20 protein-coding genes are annotated in these 20,310 nt (G+C 68.8%); 8 read left to right on the forward strand and 12 right to left on the reverse strand.

What is annotated here, in order from left to right; translation table 11 throughout:
* Positions 1 to 91: 91 nt before the first annotated feature.
* Entirely contained in the window at positions 92 to 493 is a 402-nt protein-coding gene (locus ABTX60_RS40650) for a hypothetical protein (protein ID WP_352101793.1), read from the reverse strand.
* Positions 494 to 782: 289 nt separating this feature from the next.
* Between ABTX60_RS40650 and ABTX60_RS40655 the strand changes: the two genes are divergently transcribed.
* Positions 783 to 2,309 (forward strand): carboxylesterase/lipase family protein, encoded by a 1,527-nt coding sequence (locus tag ABTX60_RS40655; RefSeq protein ID WP_352101794.1) that lies wholly within the window; start codon positions 783 to 785, stop codon positions 2,307 to 2,309.
* Positions 2,310 to 3,269: 960 nt separating this feature from the next.
* On the opposite strand, the gene ABTX60_RS40660 is transcribed toward ABTX60_RS40655, so the two are convergent.
* From ABTX60_RS40660 to ABTX60_RS40685, 6 genes are all read right to left on the reverse strand, one after another.
* Positions 3,270 to 4,292 (reverse strand): AAA family ATPase, encoded by a 1,023-nt coding sequence (locus tag ABTX60_RS40660; RefSeq protein WP_352101795.1) that lies wholly within the window; start codon positions 4,290 to 4,292, stop codon positions 3,270 to 3,272.
* Positions 4,289 to 6,352, reverse strand: a complete 2,064-nt coding sequence (locus ABTX60_RS40665) for a transposase (RefSeq protein ID WP_502992496.1) — start codon at positions 6,350 to 6,352, stop codon at positions 4,289 to 4,291. The genes ABTX60_RS40660 and ABTX60_RS40665 overlap by 4 nt, the downstream gene beginning before the upstream one ends.
* Before the next feature lie 5 nt (positions 6,353 to 6,357).
* Positions 6,358 to 7,014, reverse strand: a complete 657-nt coding sequence (locus ABTX60_RS40670; RefSeq protein ID WP_352101797.1) for a TnsA-like heteromeric transposase endonuclease subunit — start codon at positions 7,012 to 7,014, stop codon at positions 6,358 to 6,360.
* A gap of 245 nt (positions 7,015 to 7,259) precedes the next feature.
* Positions 7,260 to 8,768 carry a cryptochrome/photolyase family protein gene (locus ABTX60_RS40675; protein WP_352101798.1) on the reverse strand — a complete coding sequence of 503 codons (1,509 nt, stop codon included), beginning with the start codon at positions 8,766 to 8,768 and terminating at the stop codon, positions 7,260 to 7,262.
* 279 nt (positions 8,769 to 9,047) lie between these two features.
* Entirely contained in the window at positions 9,048 to 9,395 is a 348-nt protein-coding gene (locus tag ABTX60_RS40680; protein WP_352101799.1) for a nuclear transport factor 2 family protein, read from the reverse strand.
* 27 nt (positions 9,396 to 9,422) lie between these two features.
* The gene (locus ABTX60_RS40685; protein WP_352101800.1) at positions 9,423 to 10,298 is read right to left on the reverse strand and encodes an SDR family oxidoreductase; all 876 of its coding nucleotides are present in this window, start codon (positions 10,296 to 10,298) and stop codon (positions 9,423 to 9,425) included.
* Positions 10,299 to 10,419: 121 nt separating this feature from the next.
* On the opposite strand from ABTX60_RS40685, the gene ABTX60_RS40690 reads away from it, so the two are divergent.
* The 3 genes from ABTX60_RS40690 to ABTX60_RS40700 all read left to right on the forward strand — a co-directional run bounded on the left by ABTX60_RS40690 (position 10,420) and on the right by ABTX60_RS40700 (position 12,331).
* Complete coding sequence (locus ABTX60_RS40690) at positions 10,420 to 11,325, forward strand: helix-turn-helix domain-containing protein (protein ID WP_352101801.1); 906 nt, start codon at positions 10,420 to 10,422, stop codon at positions 11,323 to 11,325.
* Positions 11,326 to 11,599: 274 nt separating this feature from the next.
* Entirely contained in the window at positions 11,600 to 11,782 is a 183-nt protein-coding gene (locus ABTX60_RS40695; protein WP_352101802.1) for a hypothetical protein, read from the forward strand.
* 126 nt (positions 11,783 to 11,908) lie between these two features.
* Positions 11,909 to 12,331 (forward strand): hypothetical protein, encoded by a 423-nt coding sequence (locus ABTX60_RS40700; protein ID WP_352101803.1) that lies wholly within the window; start codon positions 11,909 to 11,911, stop codon positions 12,329 to 12,331.
* Positions 12,332 to 12,504: 173 nt separating this feature from the next.
* On the opposite strand, the gene ABTX60_RS40705 is transcribed toward ABTX60_RS40700, so the two are convergent.
* Both ABTX60_RS40705 and ABTX60_RS40710 read right to left on the reverse strand, forming a co-directional pair.
* Entirely contained in the window at positions 12,505 to 12,945 is a 441-nt protein-coding gene (locus ABTX60_RS40705; RefSeq protein WP_352101804.1) for a hypothetical protein, read from the reverse strand.
* 157 nt (positions 12,946 to 13,102) lie between these two features.
* Positions 13,103 to 13,456, reverse strand: a complete 354-nt coding sequence (locus tag ABTX60_RS40710) for a hypothetical protein (protein WP_352101805.1) — start codon at positions 13,454 to 13,456, stop codon at positions 13,103 to 13,105.
* Positions 13,457 to 13,897: 441 nt separating this feature from the next.
* On the opposite strand from ABTX60_RS40710, the gene ABTX60_RS40715 reads away from it, so the two are divergent.
* Positions 13,898 to 14,715 (forward strand): IS5 family transposase gene (locus ABTX60_RS40715; RefSeq protein ID WP_502992493.1). Its coding sequence is split into 2 segments (ribosomal slippage): positions 13,898 to 14,230 and positions 14,233 to 14,715, totalling 816 coding nucleotides; the frame shifts between segments, so codons are not numbered across the junction.
* Here ABTX60_RS40715 and ABTX60_RS40720 read toward each other — a convergent pair.
* The gene (locus ABTX60_RS40720) at positions 14,707 to 15,078 is read right to left on the reverse strand and encodes a winged helix-turn-helix transcriptional regulator (RefSeq protein ID WP_352101807.1); all 372 of its coding nucleotides are present in this window, start codon (positions 15,076 to 15,078) and stop codon (positions 14,707 to 14,709) included. The genes ABTX60_RS40715 and ABTX60_RS40720 overlap by 9 nt on opposite strands.
* Positions 15,079 to 15,152: 74 nt before the next feature.
* Between ABTX60_RS40720 and ABTX60_RS40725 the strand changes: the two genes are divergently transcribed.
* Positions 15,153 to 15,836, forward strand: a complete 684-nt coding sequence (locus ABTX60_RS40725; RefSeq protein ID WP_352101808.1) for an NADPH-dependent F420 reductase — start codon at positions 15,153 to 15,155, stop codon at positions 15,834 to 15,836.
* Between the two features lie 86 nt (positions 15,837 to 15,922).
* On the opposite strand, the gene ABTX60_RS40730 is transcribed toward ABTX60_RS40725, so the two are convergent.
* On the reverse strand, positions 15,923 to 16,492 hold the full coding sequence (locus ABTX60_RS40730) for a DUF6328 family protein (protein ID WP_352101809.1): 570 nt from the start codon (positions 16,490 to 16,492) through the stop codon (positions 15,923 to 15,925).
* A 256-nt stretch (positions 16,493 to 16,748) separates the two neighbouring features.
* Here ABTX60_RS40730 and ABTX60_RS40735 point away from each other — a divergent pair, with 256 nt between their 5' ends.
* Positions 16,749 to 18,065, forward strand: coding sequence for a phytase (locus tag ABTX60_RS40735; RefSeq protein WP_502992494.1), 1,317 nt, complete (start codon positions 16,749 to 16,751; stop codon positions 18,063 to 18,065).
* 196 nt (positions 18,066 to 18,261) lie between these two features.
* On the opposite strand, the gene ABTX60_RS40740 is transcribed toward ABTX60_RS40735, so the two are convergent.
* Positions 18,262 to 19,158: a helix-turn-helix transcriptional regulator gene (locus ABTX60_RS40740; protein ID WP_352101811.1), complete on the reverse strand. Its 897-nt coding sequence runs from the start codon at positions 19,156 to 19,158 to the stop codon at positions 18,262 to 18,264.
* A gap of 123 nt (positions 19,159 to 19,281) precedes the next feature.
* Here ABTX60_RS40740 and ABTX60_RS40745 point away from each other — a divergent pair, with 123 nt between their 5' ends.
* On the forward strand, positions 19,282 to 20,304 hold the full coding sequence (locus ABTX60_RS40745; protein WP_352101812.1) for a zinc-dependent alcohol dehydrogenase family protein: 1,023 nt from the start codon (positions 19,282 to 19,284) through the stop codon (positions 20,302 to 20,304).
* Positions 20,305 to 20,310: the final 6 nt, after the last annotated feature.

Here is a 20,310-nt window from a genome sequence, read left to right on the forward strand (position 1 = left end):
CGTATGCGCTCAAAGTGCTGGCACAGTCCTACGCCGAGCACTCCCAGTACCGCCAGGAGTGGCGTCCGTAAGCCGACCAAAGAGACATCCCCTAGTTCGGGTCGGACATGGTGAGCCACCCGGACGTGTGAGCGTAGCCGGTGCCGTCCGACAGATAGGTGCCGTCGGCGAAGGACCAGCTCCTGCCGCCGTCCCTGCTGATGTCCAGCCAGATCCAGCCACGCAGGTCCCAGCCGGAGCCGACGAGCCGACCCCAGCCGTACTGGTAGCCGTTGTAGTAACCGGAGCGGAGTTCGATCCCGATGGTGCCGCGCTGGTTCGGGGCGTGGGTCACGCGGTCGGTGGTGGCCATCACCTGGTCGGTGTTGATCGTGGCGGGTGCGGCGTGCGCGGGTGTGGCGAGTGCCGTGACACCCAGCGCGCCCAGCGATCCCGCCACCGCCGCGGACCCGGCCGACTTCAGCAGCGCCCTGCGGTTCATGGAGTGACTCATGGGTCCCCCTCGTCTCGAAAGTGAAGGTGCTGACCTAGGGAAAGCGCCGTGGACAAGAACCTGGCGACGGAGCGCGTGCCGAGCTCCTGACACATTGTCCTCTGACACCGAAGTTGGATTGTTTGCCATCGAAGTTGGACCGGTCAGGCGCTGCTGGTGTGACTGGTCGAGATAGTTGTCACCTGGTCGTGGTAACTGTCATCGGTGCCTCCGAGGGCCTGTCGATCCCTTGCCGGCGGATCCAAACTCACTCGCGTGGCAGCCTGTTGAGGGGTGAGACTGGCGCGCAATGAATGAGCAATCGGGTGCTGAGGTGGTCTTTTGGACAGCGAGGGGCCGTGTGCAGGGCAGAGGGCCCACTAACGGCGTCACTGCGGTGCTCGGCATCCCGTACGCAGCCGCGCCGTTCGGCGCCCGTCGATTCAGGGAGCCGCAGCCAGCGCCGGCCTGGGGTGGGATTCGGGACTGCACGGCCTTCGGACCCATCTCGCCGCAGTCAGCTGAGCTGCCCGGGGCGCCCGTGTGGCGCCCCGGAGACGAGAATGTTCTCACTGTCAACGTGTGGCTGCCGGAGCACACGCATGACGGCGCGCTGCCGGTGTTCTTCTGGATCCACGGCGGCGCCTACACCTTCGGCTCCTCGGCTCAGCCCGACTTCGACGGCGCGGCCCTGGCCCGCGCCGGGCTGGTAGTGGTCAGCTGCAACTACCGGGTGGGCTTCGAGGGCTTCGGCCATGTGCCCGGCTTCTCCGACAACCGCGGTCTTCTGGACCAGGCCGCCGCCCTGCGCTGGGTTCAGGAGAACATCGAGGCCTTTGGCGGCGACCCAGGTAACGTCACCGTCGCCGGGCACTCCTCCGGGGCAGGCTCGGTCGCCTGCCTGATGGCGATGCAGCAGATCAAGGGGCTGTTCCGGCGGGCCATTGCCCACAGCGTGCCCAATGCCTTCTACACGATCGAGCTCGCAGCGGCGGTCGCCGAGCGGATCGCAGCGGAGGCCAGCGTCGCACCGACGGCGGAGGGACTGCTGTCCATACCGCCCCAGGCTCTGGTGGCCGCCTCCGACAAGGTCGCCGCCCAGTGCAGGGCCGCCCCCGTAGCGACGATCCATGCCTATGACCCGGTGATCTTTCAACCCGTCGTCGACGGCGAGGTCCTGCCCGCGGACCCGCTCCGCCTGATCGCCTCCGGAGCGGCACGGGACGTGGACCTACTCGCATGCCACACGTTGGAGGAATGCTGGTTCCTCCACGCGGTGGGATCCATCCGGGAAGTCACCAGCGAGGCAGAACTGGAAGAATTCGCCGAAGCCCTGCGCCTGCCGGCCAACTTGGTCAACTACTACCGGACGTCCATGCCCGACGCACCGGTGCTCGACCGCTACCTCTCGATGTTCGGCGACGCGAAGTTCGGCGAGTACACCACCCGCCTCGCCGAGCACCACGCGAAGGCTGGCGGCCGGTCCTATCTGGCCCGCTTCGCCCGCAGGCGCGCAGACGCCCGGCCCTGGCACAACGCGGACATCCCCTTCGCGTTCGGCAACCTGGACGCTCTCGGCGCCGACTTCCTCACCGGCGGCCCGCCCGATGAGCTCGACCACGCCCTCTCCCAGCGCATGCTCTGCTCCTGGGCTGACTTCGCCGCCACCGGCGACCCGGGCTGGCCAGCCGTCACCGCCACAACCACGCCGGTCAAGTTTTGGGCGCTCCCCCAGGACGACCTGACCGATGACGACACGTCCCCCTTCCGCACCCAATGGCGGAACGTCAGGTTCGACCTGTTGCACCCAGGGCGAGCGGCAACTGGGCATCGATAGGCAAAGGGGTACCCGAGCCCAGCCAGCGGCCACAAAATCCTGGCCGGTGACAGCAAGCATGGAAATCATGAGGTAGTGACAACAAGAACGACCAAGCGATGACAACTACCCCGCTCAGAACTGGGATGACGTCCAGGTCGCACGTCCAAGCTGGTGACAACTATCCCGACCGGTCACAGCTGGTGAGCTTTTCCTTCTTGCGCCAGTAGGCGCGTTTTGCTCGGCATGAGTTTGAGCAGGTCAGTCGGATCTGTCCGGTGGAACTCCAGGTGAGAGGCCCACCGCAGACGACGCAGCAGTCCGGTTGGATGCCCCGAGGGATGTCCGCGGCTGGCTGGGGCAGGGGTGGGAGGCCCCGATCGATACGACGGTTGATGTAGGTCCAGCGGGCGCAGCGCTTCGAGCAGTAGACCTTGTTGGTGGGGCCGGAGATGAGCGGTGCCTCACAGGCCTGGCAGTTCTTGGCCCGGATCTGCGGCGGGTGAGCTGAGTTCATCCGCCTGCGGTAGGTGGCTTGCCGGCATGCCGGTGAACAGTACTGACGTGGCTGCCGGTGATAGGAGATCCCGTTGCCGCACCCTTGGCAGTTGGTGATCCGTGTGAGTTTCAGCGGCTTGGGGTGCCGCTTGCGGTAGCCCTTCTGACGACAAGCCTGGGAGCATCGCCGCCGCTTCGTGAGGCGGTCCCCGATCGGCAGGGGCTTGCCGCACTCGACGCACTGCTTCCGTTCGAGGACTTCTTGTAGGCGAACCGGGTCGCGGCCGGTGACCCGGGCCAGGCGATCCCAGGACGGGGTGGCCTTCCTGGAGTCGGGATCGCGTAGGTAGGCACGCAGGTAGCTGGGTCTGAGGAAGTTCGCGGTGGCCAGACGCTCGATGAACGCGGTGCGTCCCTCGCCTGCTCGGGGGCGGGGCTGGATAGGGAGCTGTCTGATCGGGGTAGTGCTGCGGGGCGTCGCGGTCACCATGTGTGCCTCGCGTCGGTCAGCAGCCGGGGGGACTGGGCGGCGACGTCGAGGGGGACAGCTTCCAGGCTGTCCTGGGTGATCTGTTCGGTGCCGCTGAGGACGGCGTCGATCGCGGCTCCACGAATTTGGTGGGAGAGCGCGCCGATCATGCCGCCGGTCCGTTTGTGCAGGAGGCGATCGAGTTTGACCAGTGTTCCGGGAGCGTGGCGGTGCAGCAGCAGCGACCGCTCCATGGTGCTGACCAGCCCTTTCCACTCCTGGCCGTAGGGGAAGGGGTGGGTGGGGATCAAGGTGAAGCGTCCGGCGATCTGGGCTCCGCGGGTGCCTGAGAGCAGGCTGCTGTGCTCGATGTCGATGCCAGCGTAGATGAACGTGGCGGCGATGCGTTCGGAGAAGTACTTGAGAGTGTCGGCGACTTCGGCGCCGTGACGGGTGGCCAGCGAGATGTTGTGCAGCTCGTCGACCAGGACCAGACCGGTGCGGGCCTTGGTGCAGACGCCGACGACCGAGTCGATGATGTCGGTGATGTTGAACCGGCGGGTCGTGGGCAGGCCCAGGAAGCGGGCGAACTCGGCCGCGATCATGCGAGGGGTCGCAGCCGGCGGGACGGTGATATAGACGACGGGGATGCGGTCGTCGACGTCCGGATGCCTTGCCCGGTCCTGGAGTTCGTGGGCGAGGCCGAGCTGGGTGATCGCGATGGTTTTCCCGGTTCCGGCCGGGCCGGAGATGATCAGTCCGCGGCGGGCGCTGACCGCGTGCCGGTTCAGCAGGACAAGCCGGCGGCCGCTGGTCACCGTGTGCCGGACCGTGGAGGTCGCCACCACCAGCAGACGGGCGTGATGGTCCAGCCGGTCTTCGTTGTAGCGGTCCAGCTCGGCGCCTGACAGGGCCCCGTATTCGTCCTCGCTCAGCAGCGCGGGCGTCGAGGGCCGCTGCGAGGCGAACGCGCGCCAGCCTTCCCTGGTGGTCAAATGCCGGGCGGCGTCCGTGTCCACGGTGTCCGGCATCGTCATGAACGCCTCCAGGGGTTCTCCAGCGGGTCGAACAGGCCAAGCGGGATGACCTCGGCCAGCTCCTCCGACTCGGCCGGCCCCTTGGTGACGGCTGCGTCCACCGGCTCCGGCTCAGGAACCGCCGGGGGCATAGGAGTCGACGGGCGGGCGGCCTTGGTGCGGGCCGCGACCCGGCGGTCCTTCTTCGCAGCCTTGCCAGTCCGCGGCCGGCCCGGTCCTGCGTGCGCGCGGGTCAGCAGGGCGGCGACGGCGTCGGCGATCTCGGCCTCGGTGGCTCCGGGCAGCTTGCGGGCCTCGTGGTCCCAGGCCAGCTCGCCGAAGGGCGCCGGGACCCTCTTCAAGTGCTTCCAGACGGCCGGCACCCACTCGCCGCGGCCGCGGTGGTTGCGTACCCAGATCCGGGAGACGTCGTAGGGGTCGCGATGGATCTCCCAGAGGCCGCGCTTGGCCGTGACGCCGGAGTGCTGGCGCCGCATCGGATTGAGGTCGGCGCTGTTGTAGGTGCGGTTCTTGATCCTTATGCCGTAGTCGTTGACCACCCGCCACTCGGCTGGCAGCAGCTCGATGTAGTCGTCGCCCTCCAGAGCGACCGGGACGTAGCCGCAGGCCTCCACGAGGGCGGCGTACTTCTCGTTCGGCGTGAACAGCCGGCCTGGGTGGGCCGGGTCGCGCAGCCCGTCGTGCGGCCGGTTCTGCCACTTCGCGACGATCCACTCGTCCAGCAGGTCCTGGAGTTCCAGCAGGGACCATGCCCGGCCCTGGTCCAGGTTCCGGCCGCGGTGTTCGGGGCTGCGGCCGGTGTAGGTGGGCAGGAACTGGGCGAACAGCGAGGCCACCGAGCCGAGCATCCGCTCGATGTGCCCCTTCTCGAACGGCGAGCCCTTGTGGGTGGGCAGGAAGTCGATCTCCAGGAAGCGGCAGGACGACTTGAAGTTCCGCGAGATGAAGACCTTGCCGTGGTCGCAGACGATCGTCTCCGGGACGATCACGGGCCGGGCGGCCGCGTGCTCGAGCCGTTCGTCCAGCGTCAGCAGGCGGCGGTGCGGCAGCACCGACCGGGACATCTTCAACGCGTCGACCCAGCCTGGCCGCATCGGCTCCGGAGTGACGGTGCGGGCCAGCAGCACGCTGGCGTCGACCGACTTCGTGGTGGGCCGGAGCACCGCCGCCGTCAGCGACCGGGTCGCAACGTCGATCATGGCCGTGAGCTCGACCTTGCCCACCACCCCGTTGTCCAGCAGGACCAGGACGTCGAGAGGGGTGGAGTCGATCTGCATCACCTCGCCCGGCGCGAACACCGGCAGCTCGCCGAACTCGCCGCTGGCCCCGTGGGCCCGTGACCTGCGGGTCGTGGCCGAGCTGAAGGTGTGCGTGTTCCGGGTGAGCTTGTCCAGCAGCCGGTAAAGGGTCCGCTCGGACGGCAGCTTGACCGCCTCGCCAGCGGGTGTCTGCTGGAGGATCTCGGCAGTCCGCCAGAGCAGGAACGTTCCCCGGCGGGTGGAGGCGTCCGTCGCCTCGGCGATGGCCTGCCGCATGGCCGCAACCACGGCGTCGTCCACGGACCCGAACTCGCGCTTCCTGCGGACTGGACGGTGATCCGCAAGCCCGACGACTCCGTCGGCCTGGTAGCGGCGCCGGTAGTTGGCGACCGTCTGAGCAGCCACTTTGTGCCCGGCGGCGGTCAGCTCGGCGGCCTTCGCCCGCTGCCGGGCCGTCAGCGACCGGTCCGGTCCGTACTCAGGCCGCGGCAACGTCCCCGGCTCGGTTCCGGGCGGCTGCCCGTGCAGCACTTCTAGAATGTGCCCCTCCCACCACAGAGCCTTCTCCACCACTGGCTTCGGGAACGTCTCCAGCAGCGAGGCCGCCGGCAGCGGCTGGCGCACCGGGATGTCGACGACCGCGAAGTCTTCCCCGCGCAGCAGCACGTCCAGCTCGACGCCGACCGCCGACCCGCCCGGCTCGGTCAACGTCACGGTCGTCGTGGTCACGCCGGTCACCGCGTGGACCTGTCCGTCGAAGCGGACCCAGGCCCCGGTCTCGATTCCCGTCGGCCGCCGCATCGGGTTCACCGGCCCCGTTCCTTCCAGACCACGCTGTGGTCATGCAGCAACTCGCCCCGTAGGTCGGCGGCCAGGACACCGGACCACATCAGGTGGAACAGCACCGGCAGCACCACCAGCCGGTCGCCCGCCGCCCGCACCCCCTCCACCAGTGGCGCAGGCTCCTCGAAGACCTCCAGCAGCCGTGCCGCGATCGACCGCCGCAGACACCGGCGCCGCCGGTAGCGGGCCAGCCACCGCACGTTCGCCATAAAGACCGGCTCGGGCGTCCCGGCCCGGACGAACTCCCAGTCCACCGCCTGGCAGGCCAGTTTCATCGCCTCGAAGGACTCAGCGGCTGCGTCATCGACCTGGTCGTCGGCCCGCACGTCCACGACACGGCCGCGGCCGTCGGCGAGCCGGACGAAGTAGTCCGGCGCGTGCCGACGCTTTCGGGTGCCGTCGTGCCAGTGCAGCCAGAACGGCTGCGAGGCGATGCCCACCACCGGCGGATCGCGGTCCAGCAGGATCAGGTGGTCCCGCTCCAGCCAGGATTCGTACCCGACGTGGTCCCGGGCCGTCACGCAGTAGTACCAGCCCGCGAAGCTCTCAACGCCCTTGGCCCAGCGGAAGTCCCGGACCGGCTCAACGGCCTCGAAAGGCGTACTCCACCCCTGCCCCAAGGGCTGTCGGCGTCGCCGTCCTCGTTCAAGAAAGTCCAACTCAAAGGCCGATAACGCGGCGTCCCCGTACGCAAGAGCCGGTGCCCCCACCCTGCCCCCAGCCCCCTCGGTCCAACATCAATGGCAGGAACGTAGTGGTTGTCCAACTTCCATGGCAATCGGTCCACGTTCAGTGTCAGAGGACACACATGTCAGGGCAACGCCTGTCCCCGGTTTCGCGCGGACCTACCGTCACGCGGCTTCTGTCACGGCGCCTCGTCCCCTCGACGTCGCTCCTGACGCAGCACTTCCTCCAGGTCACGGAGCCGGTCCAGGCCCTGCACCGCGCGCCGCATGCGGGCGTTACCGGACAACCGGTGCCGGTGCCGGTGCAGGAAAGCCCAGTACCCGGCGGTGAAGGGGCACGCGTGCGGGCCGGTGCGCTCGGTGGGCCGGAAGGCACAGCCGTCGCACAGGTCACTCATGCGGTGGATGTAGGCACCCCCGGAGGTGTACGGCTTGGTGGTCATCCGGCCGCCGTCCGCGTACTGGGACATGCCGACCACGTTCGGCAGCATCACCCAGTCGTAGTCGTCGACGAAGCAGCGGTGGAACCAGTCGGTGACGGCGGCCGGATCCCAGCCGCGCTGCAGGGCGTGGCTGCCCAGCACCATCAGGCGGGGGATGTGGTGCGTCCATCCGGTGTCCCGGACCTGGGCGAGCACTTCCGACAGGCAGCGCGCGGTGACCGCGTCCGCGTCGAGTTCGCTGAAATAGGCCGGCAGTTCCCGCGTGTGCCCGAGTGCGTTGCCGTGCCGGTACTCCTCGCCGAAATGCCAGTACAGCTGCCAGACGTACTCCCGCCAGCCGGCGACCTGCCGGACGAACCCCTCCGCGCTGTTCACCGGGACGGTGCCCTCCCGCCAGGCACGCTCGGCGCGTTCCACGCACTCGGCGGGGTGCAGCAGCCCCAGATTCATCGAGGACGACAGCAGACTGTGGGCCATCACCGGGTCGCCGGCCAGCATCGCGTCCTCGTACGGCCCGAACGCGGACAGCCGGTGCGCCACGAAGCGGCGCAGCGCCGACAGGGCCTCGCGCCGGGTGGCGGGGAAGCGGCGGGGGCCGTCCCGCCCGACGAACCGCACCCCGTCCTCGCGTTCCCACCGGTCGAGGTCCCGGCGCACCTCGGCGTCGATGTCGTCCTCCCGCGGCCGGTACGGCTCCGGCACGTCCAGTGCGGTGGCGCCGCGCGGCGGCGGCTCGCGGTTGTCGTGGTCGTGGTTGAACCGGCCTCCGGCCGGGCTGCCACCGTCCATCAGCAGGTCGTGCCGCTCACGCACCCAGCGGTAGAAGTTCTCCTGGAGCAGCCGCCGCCCATCGAGCTCCCCGGCCCAGCCGGCGAACTCCTCGCGCGAGACCAGGAAGCCCCGGGCGGGCAGCACCCGCACCCCCGGCAGGGAACGCACCAGCCGCAGCGCCGCGTACGAGGTGGGGTGGCACACGGTCACCTGTGCGTCGCCCACCGCCCGGCGCAGGCCCTCGCGATAGGTCTCCGCCCGCACGTACGTCACCCGCTCACCCAGCTCCGCCGCGCGGTGCCGCATCGCCGAGAGCACCAGATGGGCCTTGGCGCGGTGAGAACGCCTGCGCCGGAAGACCGACCTCGCCTCGATCATCACCACAGACGCTCCCGGGTCGGGGCCGTGCTCACCGGCGGGAGTGAGGAAATGCGGGCCGAGCTGGTCGCCGAAGAGCCAGTGGGGGGTGGACATGGCAAAGCCTTCCGCCACGGGGGAGGTGTACGGGCGATGGGATTTCACCCACCGGAGCGCCACCGGATGCGGTCGACCACTGAGCGTCCCCCGTTCGGGTGCCGGTGCGCGAGCGGGGCCCGGCTGCGCGGCGGCCATCGGGTCGAGGTCGAGCACCTTCGCCGAGAGCCCGCCGGTAGGCCAGTGCGTCGTCCTCCCCGAAACGGCGAACTCGACGCGGTCGCGCTCTCTGCTCCGGTTACATGTACTCGTGCCGCCGCACTGCTGGGTGCGGACCGGTCAGAACAGGCCGTTGCCGTGGGGTAGTTCGGACGGAATCGGCGCAACGACGTCCCAGTGCTCGACGATCTTGCCGTCTGCCACGCGGAACAGGTCGTAGCAGGCGACCGGCACGCCGAACTCGCCCTCGGACTGCGTCAGGACGAACTCGCCCTCGGCGATGACCCTGTGGACCGTCTTGTAGACGAGGTTCTTGCCCTGCTCGGCCCACCGGGCCGCGGCCGCGCCGAAGCCGTCGAGTCCGTCAGCGGCCTCCGGATTGTGCTGGTGGTAGGTCTCGGTGGAGATGTAGTCGGTCAGCACCGAGTAGTCGGCGCCGACGAAGACCTTCTCGGCGAACTCGGCCACCAGGGCGCGGTTGGCTTTGGTCCTGGTTCAGCCCCGGACGGTGCGTACGACGTCGGAGAGGGGTGTGGCGCCGTGGCCTGTGAGGCGGGGCACGGCGTCGCTGACGCCGTCGAGTTCGCCGGACGCGATGGCCGTGTAGGTGGATACCCAGGCGTCCAGCTGCCACGGCGGAACGCCGTAGGAGGCACGGGAGGCGTAGGCCTCCTCGACCGTCTCCGGCTGGTAGGTGACGGCACGTCCGAGCTCCTCGGAAAGGATCACGGCCGCTTCGTCCAGCGACAGGGACTCGGGCCCGGTCAAGTCGTAGGCGATGCCCGCGTGGTCGTCCGGGCGGGAGAGCACCGCGGCGGCCGCGTCGGCGATGTCGTCCTGGCCGACGAACGCGGCACGCCCCTGTCCGGCCGGCCTGCGGATGACGCCGTCCTCGCCGACGAGGTCGGGGACGAACTCCGCGTAGAAGTTGTCCCGGAGGAACGTGTACGCCAGGCCGCTCGCCCGGATGTGCTGCTCGGTGTGGAAGTGGTCGCGCGCCAGAGTGAATGTGGCCTCGGGACTGGCGCCGTAGAAGGAGACGTAGACCAGATGCCGGACGCCCGCCTCTGCGGCGGCGTCCACGAACGCCTGGTGCTGGGCCAGCCGCTCGGCGCTCTCGGAGGCGGACACCATGAAGACGGTCCGGATGCCCGCGAGAGCCTCGCGCACCGCGGCCCGGTCGCCGTAGTCGCCGTGTACGGCCACCGCACCGGGAAGCCTCGGGGCACGGTCGGGGCGGCGGACCACCAGTCTCTGCGACATACCCCGCTCGGCCAGACGCCGGGCGACGCGCCCACCCAGACGGCCGGTGGAGCCGGTGACCGCGACCGTGGGAACGCTTCCCGCAGATCCCGTGGATACCTCGGACATGACGTTGGTGTCTCCTTCCGATGGTGTGGGCAGGATTTCCGCCACGAGCGAGAGCCCGTTCCCTCGCCACTGCGACCAACGTAGGGCGTCACCTGCGGACATGCCGATAAACTTCCGACTGATGATGGCCAAAAACCGACACGGCTCGTCGAAGGAGATCCGCGAGATCCCCTTCGCCGCGCCCGCGGGAACTCCCGCGGGCGTAGAGGTCATGGCCCTGGCCGAGCTGCGCCGTCGCGTTTCCGAGAGCGTCCTGGCCAGCCCCCAACGCCCCGACTTCCATCACCTGCTCACCCTCACGACGGGCGACCTCCGGAACACCGTCGATTTCGACGGCTACGTGCTGCGGCCGGGCTCCTGGCTGTGGGTGCGTCCGGGCCAGGTGCACCAGTGGGGTGACGTCGACCGGGCCGAGGGCACGCTGATCCTCTTCCGGCAGGACATGCTGGACGCGGCCACCGCGACGGCCGCCCGTGTCGACGATCCGCACGCACCCGTCGTCACCACTCCTGAGGCCGACGGCGCCCAAGCCCTGATCATGGCCTCGGAGCACCTGAGCCTCGAGTTCCAGGCGCTCGGGCGGCTGCCGCTGGAGGTGCACAGGGCGGCCCTGCGTCACCTGCTGGCGGTCCTCCTGCTGCGGCTCTCCCACCTCACCGCCCCGGTCGGCGGCCCCTTACCGGAACGGGACGAGACCTACCTGCGGTTCCGGGACGCGGTCGAACGGGACTTCACCCGTACCCGGAGGGTGGAGGACTACGCCCGCATGCTCGGCTACTCGGCGCGTACCCTCTCCCGGGCAACGGCGGCGAGTGCCGGGCTCAGTGCGAAGGAATTCGTCGACCGCCGGGTCGAGCTGGAGGCGAAGCGTCTGCTGGCGCACGGCGACCGGACCGCGGCCCAGATCTCGGACCAGCTCGGCTTCGTCAACCCCTCCCAGTTCAGCAAGTACTTCATGCACCGCACGGGACAGTCACCGATCGAATTCCGCAGGGCGGTCCGCGGGCATGGCAGCCATGACGGGTAGCGGGCCTCCTGGAGTCTCCAGCCGAGGGCTGTCACGGTAATCGGCGCCAACTGGGACACCTGACGCGCCTCGGTAAGATCCTCCGCATTCGGATGCCCTGGCCGCGTCGAGGGCATCAGAGCTCATGGAGGCCGGGTGGTGGTGCGGTTCGCCTGTCGGAACTTCGGACTGTCGGATCTGCCCCGGCGTGGCATGCCCGTAGCCGAACTGGCGAATCACCTGGCGCTCTGGCTGTGAGCCTACGGCGGGTCGTGAGGAGTTCGATCTCCACTCGATGCAGGCGGAGGAGGGGCTGATCCGCATCGTGAACTCCGATGACGGTTGGCGGGTCGGCTCCGTCCTCACCCCGGTCTTCTGGACGTCCCCGGTCGCCTGGGACGCGTTGGTGACTGCGATCAAGGAGTTCGACCGCTCTGTGCGTGAGGGCCTTGCCGCGTTGGGTGTCGACCCTGCCTGATCACGGCGTAGTCGCCGTGCTGCACAGGGCCGTCCACCGCACTGACACGCGTGCCCTGCTCGAATTCGATGCGGAGCCGAGGCCGCGAGATTCGATCTTCTTCATAAGGCATGAGACTGTCTGGTCGTGCCAGAGGCAAGGAGGGGGTGGAGCGGGTTGGAGGCGGCCTTGGCTGCGGCGTCGTCCCCGTTGTGGAAGCAACGTGTTCGTGCCGGGCGTGACCTCGCTTCCTTCGCTGATGTTCCCGAAGCCGCGCAAGTGCTGGTGGGGCTGCTTCTGGACGTCGAGGACACGGCGGTGACCCGGCAGACGGCAGCAGCCCTGGCCCGGGTGGGAACCTCGGCCGCCATAAGGCTCCTCGCTCTCGCGGTTGCCGAAGCCGACGATAACCAGGCTGACTGGCTCCAGACCGGGGTGCATGACGCGCTCATGGGACGGGACGGTCAGCCGGACCTCGCAGTGGCTTGCGCGAAGCTCACGGGGGACCCGGTCGAAGCCGTCCGTCGGTGTGCAGCAGAGATCTCGAAGTGGACACAAGGCGCATGGTGACCGCGTGCAGCGGTCGAGGCTCGCTGGGACGGTGACACTGTGCATGACTCGGACAATCGTCCCTGTCGTCGCCTTACCGTTGCCGCCGACGCCGAGGGCAGCCGCGAGTTCACCGACACCCGCACCTACCGGGTGACCACTTGACGGTCCGCCCGGGTCCGGCCGGCCGTCCCTCAGGTGCAGTTGCCGTTGTCCGAGTTGAAGTAGAGGTCGATCGAACCGCTCCACGTCAGGCACTGCCCGTCGTCGGGGACGTCCTTGTAGACCGGGCCTGCGTAGCTGGAGTATGAGCCGGAGTCCTTGGCCTGGCCGCTGCTGTAGGGCCAGGTGTCCAGCGTGACCTCCATGAAGACGCGAGGACCCGGGTTGGTGCGCACAGTGACCGCGCAGACCTTGCCGGCGCTGCTGTTGTAGGTCACAAACGTTGTGGCGGGGATGGCGGACTGCGAGGAGTGGATCGGCGTAGCCCTGATGACGTCGTATCCGCTGCCACAGGCGCCGTTGTAGCGAGTGGGCGTGGCGGCCGAGGCCGGTGAGCCGGCGGCGAGTGTTCCACCCAGGGCGAGGACGGTCAGGGTGGCGGCGATGGCTGCCTTGCGGCGGTTCGACTTCATGATGTTCCCCCGGTTGTGGTCTGAGTCGATGCGGCGCAGACGGCGGGTCGTTGCCGTCCACGCATCATGAGACCCGGGGTGCTCCACGATAGTTGTGGGGTGTTTCGTCACCGTTCTGTCACCAGTGTCACGGCGAGCTGAGGTGTCGACGCCCGCCCTAGATCTTGGGTCCGGGGTTCCGGGGCTGCCCTCCCATTCGATGGTCGCTCCAGTCGATGCCGTCGTCGTATTCCTTGCTCGACGCGAGCCCGAGGAATCCGAGAAGGGGAGCTGCGATGAGGATTGCTCCGCACAGGCTGCCGATTGCCACGTAGGCTGCCGCGGCGATGACGGCCCAGAACAGGATGTCGCACACGATCCGCGCCCCCAGGGGGGACGGAGCGCGCCAGGCGTGGTAGCGGCGGTACATGCGCACGAACTTGCCGGACGCGCGTTTGGAGCGGCTCTCCTTTCTCTGGCCTGGCATCGCCGTGTGGCCGATACCGTGCGGACGCCCTTTCTTCTTGCCCATGGAGCTCTTCGTCCCTTCGAGTGTTCTTGCCGAGCTCTACTCGACGGCGTGTGCCGAAACCAAGGACATGGCGGTCAGTGCGTCGGCCGCAGCAGCGGCAACCGTGGCGAGGTGCTTACGCAAGGGGGCGCTCCCGATGGTTGAGCGGGTGGGTATCGCCTGCGAAGGACATGCACCCTGGTCCGGTGGTTGCGGAGCAAAGGGACCTTCACCCGTTCGGATGATGCGCGGGTCCGTTCAGGAGGGAGCGTGTCGCGCGACCATGGGCCACGCCGACGACTGGGCGGGGGGCACCGGAGCTGGAAGCGCTCAAGACCCCGGCCGAGGCGTCTGGCGTGGTGATCGGCCGGGAGGCCCGCCGTGCTGACGGTCTGGCGCTAAGAACTACTAACGAAATGATCTTCGAGGTGGTTGGATCAGTCCACGACTGGTGATCTAGGGGTGCGGGGTGGCGCGGCCGAAGCCGTGGAAGTCGACGACGAGCTGTGGGCGGTGATCGAGCCCCTGCTGCCCAAGGTGGAGCGCCGGACCCGGCATCCGGGACGCAAGCGGCATCCGGACCGGCTGGTGTTTGAGGGCATCCTGTTCGTGCTGCACACCGGTATCTCCTGGGAACACCTGCCGCAGGAACTCGGCTTCGGCTCGGGCATGACCTGCTGGCGCCGCCTGGCTGAGTGGACCGAGGCCGGTGTGTGGCGCAGGCTGCACGAGGTCCTCCTCGCCAAGCTGCGCGGCGCGAACGCCCTGGACTTCTCCCGGGCGGCCGTCGACGGCTCCCACAACCGAGCGTTGCAAGGGGACCCGAGACCGGACGAAGCCCCGTCGACCGGGGCAGAACTGGCAGCAAGCACCACCTGATCACCGACGCCACCGGCATCCCCCTCGCCGCCACCCTGACCGGCGGCAACCGCAACGACGTCACCCAGCTGATCCCGCTCCTCCAGGCAGTGCCGCCCGTGCGCGGCAAGCGGGGCCGGCCCCGGCGCCGCCCGGACGTGGTGCTGGCCGACCGCGGCTACGACCACGACAAGTACCGCCGCCTGGTCTGGGACCCGGGCGTGAAGCCGCTGATCGCCCGCCGCGGCACCGAGCACGGCTCTGGTCTGGGCACCCAACGATGGGTCGTGGAGCGCGCGTTCGCCCATCTGCACTGGTTCCGCCGCCTGCGGATCCGCTGGGAGATCCGCGACGACATCCACGAAGCCTTCCTCACCCTCGGCTGCGCACTCATCTGCTGGCGACGGCTGCGCTCACTCTGAGGGGCACTGGGCGGCGGCACATTCGGCTTCCTGGGCTGCCATGACCTCATCGCCATGCTCGAAGGCCCACGCTCCGACTGCGTCGATGGGCGCCAACAAAGTCCGGCCCAGGGCGGTGAGTTGGTAGTCAACGCGCGGTGGCGCTCCGGGGTGTGCCCGCCGCTCCACCAGTCCGTTGGACTGCAAGCGCCGCAGAGTCTCAGTGAGGACCTTGGAGCTGATCCCTCCGATCCGCTCGCGTAGTTCGACCGGACGTCTGGGGCCGTCGCGCAAGGCCCAGAGGACCACGGCGTTCCAGGTGTTGGACAGGAGGTCGAAGGCCAGGCGAGCACGGCAGTCGGCGAGGAAAGCGTCGGTCGTCACGTACCAAATGGTGCCCGACAGGCCCTCTAGCGTCGTTGCGAATGGTCCAAGCAGGTCGTGGGAGGAAATGCGTGATGAGAATCGGCGTACTTGGCACGGGCAACATGGCGGACGCGCTCGCCACCCACTGGGTCCGGGCCGGGCACGACGTGGCCGTCGGAGGACGGGACATGCACAAGGCGGAGCGACTCGCGATGCGCCTCGGGGGCAGCGCGAAGCCTGTCAGCCTGCATGCGGCGGCCGAATTCGGTCAGGTGGTGCTGGCCGCGCTGCCCTTCGGCGCAGGTACGAGCGTGGTGCGGGAACTACGAGCGGTCATGGATGGCAAGGTGCTGATCGACTGTTGCAATCCGATCGGGCCGGGCTTCCGGCTGCTGACACAGAGCGGCCTGTCGGCCGCACAGCAACTGGCCGCGGCGGCACCAGGAACCCATGTGGTCAAGGCGTTCAATCTCTGCCACGAGGACGTGTGGCGTATGTCGCCGCCCATCTTCGACGGGCGCCGACTGGCCGTTCCGGTCTGTGGAGACGACGAAACGGCTCTCGCCCTCGTACACCAGTTGGTGCGGCATGTCGGCTGCGAACCCGTGGCCGGCGGCTCTCTCGAACGAGCCGGACTCCTGGAAGCGACCGCGGCACTCTTCATCGGGCTATGGATCGGCGAGGGGGCCGATGCCCAAGCCATCGCACCCCCACTAGCCTATGCCGCCGGACCGAGAGACGGGGAACCACAAACCACCGAAAAGGCTTTTCGTTAGGAGTTCTAAGGGCGTCGGGCCACGGGCCCGCGCCCCGCTCACGACCACCGACTACCGCGCCGCCGGAGCGAAGGACGTCGAGGTCATTACGCGTCGCGTGCGCGGGAGCGCCGATCGGCACGGCGTCGAAGATACAGCGGCAGCCCGTACCAGCACAGGCCGAACCACAGCATGACGCCGGTGACCAGTACTTCGGCGAGAACTCCGGGAACGACGAAGCGGAGTATCAGCAGGAGGGTGCAGCCGATGGTCAGGGCGAGGAGAACCATGCCGCACATCATCAGGCGGCCTGCGATCTCCACCACGTCGTCCTTCATGCGCTGACCGGACAGGAAGCGGTGGATGGAGACCGGCGCTATGAGCGATCCGGTGGCAGCCGCACCGAGCACCACGGTGGCGACGTAGATGCCGCGGTCCAAGGCCTCCAACTCCCTGAAGAGCGGCGTGAAGGCCACGCTGAGCAGAAAGCCGAACAGAATCTGCACGCCGGTCTGGGTGACCCGGGTCTCCTGCAGGATCTCGTTCCAGCGTCTGTTGACCCGCTCATGGGGCGTTTCGGGCGTTTCCCTGTCCGGCTTCGCATGCGGGCTGTCGTGCCGCGCGCAGCAATCGGTGTTCCGGCCTTCCGGCTCGACGGACTGCTCCGTCCTGGTCATCGCATCCTCCCCATTTCAGAGACACCGTTTGCCCCGCCTGTGAGGGTTCCATGCAGGCGCAGAGGGGGGAGGAGAGGCGCTCGCGGTGGCGAGAGGGCGCGGGGCATGTCCGAGCCGGCCACAACGGTGAGGTGATGAACGGCAGTCGGCGTGCGGCCGTCTTGACGGTGCTCACATGTACAGATCGAGGCCTGTTGCAGGCAAAGTCGTCTCCGCATGATGGGTATGTCCGCAACAGCCACCAAGGGGAGGGCCAGTGAGAACACATCGCTGCTTATTCAGAACCGCCACCCTCGCGGCGGGCATGGTCGTATTCGCTCTTCTGGCACCGGCCCAGGCCGGAGCGGGCGGAGGTCAGCTGCCGACGGTCACGCCTGTCAGCGAGACCCCCGCACTCTACGACGACGAAGCCGGCGGCAACTCCGACGCGGACGATCCGGCGATCTGGCGCAACCCGGCCGACCCCGCCCACAGCCTTGTCCTCGCGACGGCCAAGGAAGGCGGCCTCCGCGTGTACGACCTGGGCGCCCGCTCGGTGCAGTCGCTGCCCGCGCCCGGCCCGCCCGCCGCGGAGGATGCTCCGGGCCGGTACAACAACGTCGACCTCGTCACGGGTCTACGCACCTCCACCGGCCGGGCCGACGTCGCCGTTGTCAGTGACCGCGGCAACGACCGGCTGCGGATCTACCGCATCGACCCCCGGCGGCCCGGCGGCCCGCTGACCGACATCACCGACCCGGCCGCAGCCCCGGTCTTCTCCCACGACCAGGCCGAGATCAACGAACAGCGCACAGCTTACGGCCTCGCAACCTGGCACGACAAGACCACCGGGCGTTCCTACGCCCTGGTCAGCCGACGGGAGCGGACGCGCCTCGCACTGGTCGAGCTCAAGCCGACGGCGAACGGCACCGTCACCTACCACAAGGTCCGCACCCTCGACCTGCCCTCCTCCTTCCGCCTCCCGAACGGCACCACTTGGTCCCCTTGCGCGGAGCCCGGCGAGCTCCCGCAGGTCGAAGGAATGGTGGTGGATCCCGCCACCGGCACGCTCTACGCCGGCCAGGAGGACGTCGGCATCTGGCGGATGCGTGCCGACCTCACCGCCAGGCCGGTCCTGGTGGACAAGGTCCGCCAGTACGGCGTCCCCGGTGTCTACGACGAGGCGACCGAGGAGTGCACGGCCGGCGCAGACCTCGGCTACGGTGGCGAGCGGCTGTCAGCGGACGTCGAGGGCCTGACGCTCTTCCAGGAGCCGGACGGCGACGGCTACCTCTTCGCCTCCAGCCAGGGCGACAACACCTTCGCCCTCTACGACCGCGAGGTCAGCGAGGGCAACGAGTACGAGGGCGGCTTCCGTGTCGGCGCGGCCTCGACGACCCTCGACGGGTCGGAGGAGTGCGACGGCGCCGCCGTCCTGAACGCACCACTGGGCAGCCGATTCCCGAACGGTCTGCTGGTCGTCCAGGACGGTCACGAGACCCCCGAGATTCCTCCCGGCGAGGCAGGCGCACGCACCGCGACCGGCTTCAAGTTCGTCGACCTCGGCGACGTTTCGGACGCCGCCGACCTCTAGCCGACCGCAGCCACCCGGCCTGATGTGACGGGTCGGGGCCGAGCAGCCCCGGACCCTCGGGATGCCTGCCGCGCATTCAGCAGACGGTCCTGCGCCGGCAGCGGCCGACGGCCTCCGCACGCCGAGCCGACCGGTTCGAACACCGCCAAGCCGATGCCGTTGCGGGCGGAGGTGGTCGGCCCAGTGGAACGAGCCCTTAATGGTGATGGGGGCGAGTGCGGCGTACTTCGTCGTTGATGCTCTGCGGCTGCTTGTGCGTATCGGCCCAGGTCGCCAGCAGGGTGAGAGCGTCGGCGCTGGGGGTATCGGGATCCGCGGTGTAGGTGGTGATGGAGACGTACGGGTCGCCGGGCAGTGCGAAGTCGTCGTACGCGAGGTCCATCGTTCCGGCGACCCGGTGGTTGACGATCTTGCGTCCCCGCGAGTGGCGGTGCACGTTGTGCTTCGCCCAGCGGGTGCTGAAGTCGGTACTGCGCGCGGAGAGCTCCCCGACGAGTTCGGTCACCTTCTTGTCCAGCGGATCACGTCCGGCGGTAGCACGCAGGACCGCGACCAGCAGATTCTTCGCCGTGTCGATGTCGGCGTAGAAAGCCTCCGCACGCCGGTCGAGGAACACGTACCTGGCGAAGTTCGGTGGCCGCTCGGACATGTCGAACAGGTCGGCGTACAGCGCGCGCCCCAGGTCGTTGGCAGCGAGGAGGTCGAGACGTCCGTTCTGTACGACGGCCGGCACGCTCATGGAGTCGAGGACCTGCTGTACCGACGCGGTGACGGGGGAGGCGCGCCCCGGGCGCTTGCGGGAGGTGCCGGGTGCGACGTTGCGTGCCAGGTCGTTCAGGTGGGCACGCTCGTCGTCGTCGAGTCGCAGCGCGCGGGCGATCGCGTCCAGGACGCTCTCGGACGCGCCGCCGAGTCTGCCGCGTTCCAGGCGGGTGTAGTACTCGACGCTGAGGCCGGCCAGCATGGCGACTTCCTCGCGCCGCAGCCCCTTGACGCGGCGGTTGCCTCCGAGGTGGGGCAGCCCGGCCTGCTCGGGCGTGATCCGCGCCCTGCGGCTCATGAGGAAATCCCTGATCTCCTGCTGAAGCTCCATGCCTTCAAGGCTAGGTCGCTTGTTCCCGGTGTGGGGGTCCCTGAGAGTGCCTGGAAGGCACGCCTGAGGCGAGGCACGGTGGCCAGGCACCCCAGAAGAACTGTCTGAAGGGAAGTCTGCCAAGTGCGTGGAGCTGTCCTGTATGCCCCGGGCGATGTCCGGGTGGAGGAACGCGAGGCCCCTGCGATCGTCGCACCGACAGATGTGATCATCCGTGTCTCGGCGACGTGCGTGTGCGGATCGGACCTGTGGGATTACCGCGGTGTCAACGACGTCACACAGCCCACCCCGACGGGTCATGAGTACGTCGGTGTGGTCACCGAGATCGGCGACGAGGTGAAGACCATCGGGGTCGGTGACTTCGTCGTCGGTTCGTTCTTCGCCTCGGACAACACCTGTGAGATCTGTGAGGCGGGCTACCAGTCGCGATGCCCGCACGTCGAGTTTGTCGGGGCCGGCGGAGCGCAGTCGGAGTACCTGCGGGTGCCGCTGGCCGACGGCACCCTCGTCGTCACCCCCGGCATGCCGGACGACGACCTGATCCCCTCGCTGCTGGCCGCCTCCGACGTGCTCGGAACGGGCTGGTTCGGCGCCGTGGCCGCCGAGGCCGGGCCGGGCAAGACCGTGGCCGTGGTCGGTGACGGTGCGGTGGGTCTGCTCGCTGTGCTGGCCGCGAAGCAGCTGGGCGCGGAGCGGATCATCGCGATGTCGCGGCACGCGTCCCGGCAGAAGCTCGCCCGTGAGTTCGGCGCGACCGACATCGTCGCGGAGCGCGGCGACGAGGGTGTGGCCAGGATCAAGGAGCTCACCGGCGGATACGGCGCCCACAGCGTGATCGAGGCCGTCGGCACCCAGGAATCGATGATGCAGGCCATCCGCTCCACCCGCCCCGGCGGACACGTGGGATACGTGGGTGTGGCCCACGGGGTGGAGCTCCCGGGCGAGGAACTGTTCTTCGCCGAAGTGCACCTGCACGGCGGCCCCGCTCCGGTGCGCCGGTTCCTGCCCGAGCTGATCCGGCTCATCTGGGACCGCACGATCGACCCGGGCAAGGTCTTCGACCTCACGCTCCCGCTCGAGCAGGCGGCGGAGGGCTACCAGGCGATGGACGAGCGCCGCGCCATCAAGACCCTGCTGAGGCCATGACCCCTC

The organism is Streptomyces sp. NPDC126510, assembly GCF_040302345.1.
In the GTDB taxonomy this organism is placed as follows: Bacteria; Actinomycetota; Actinomycetes; order Streptomycetales; family Streptomycetaceae; genus Streptomyces.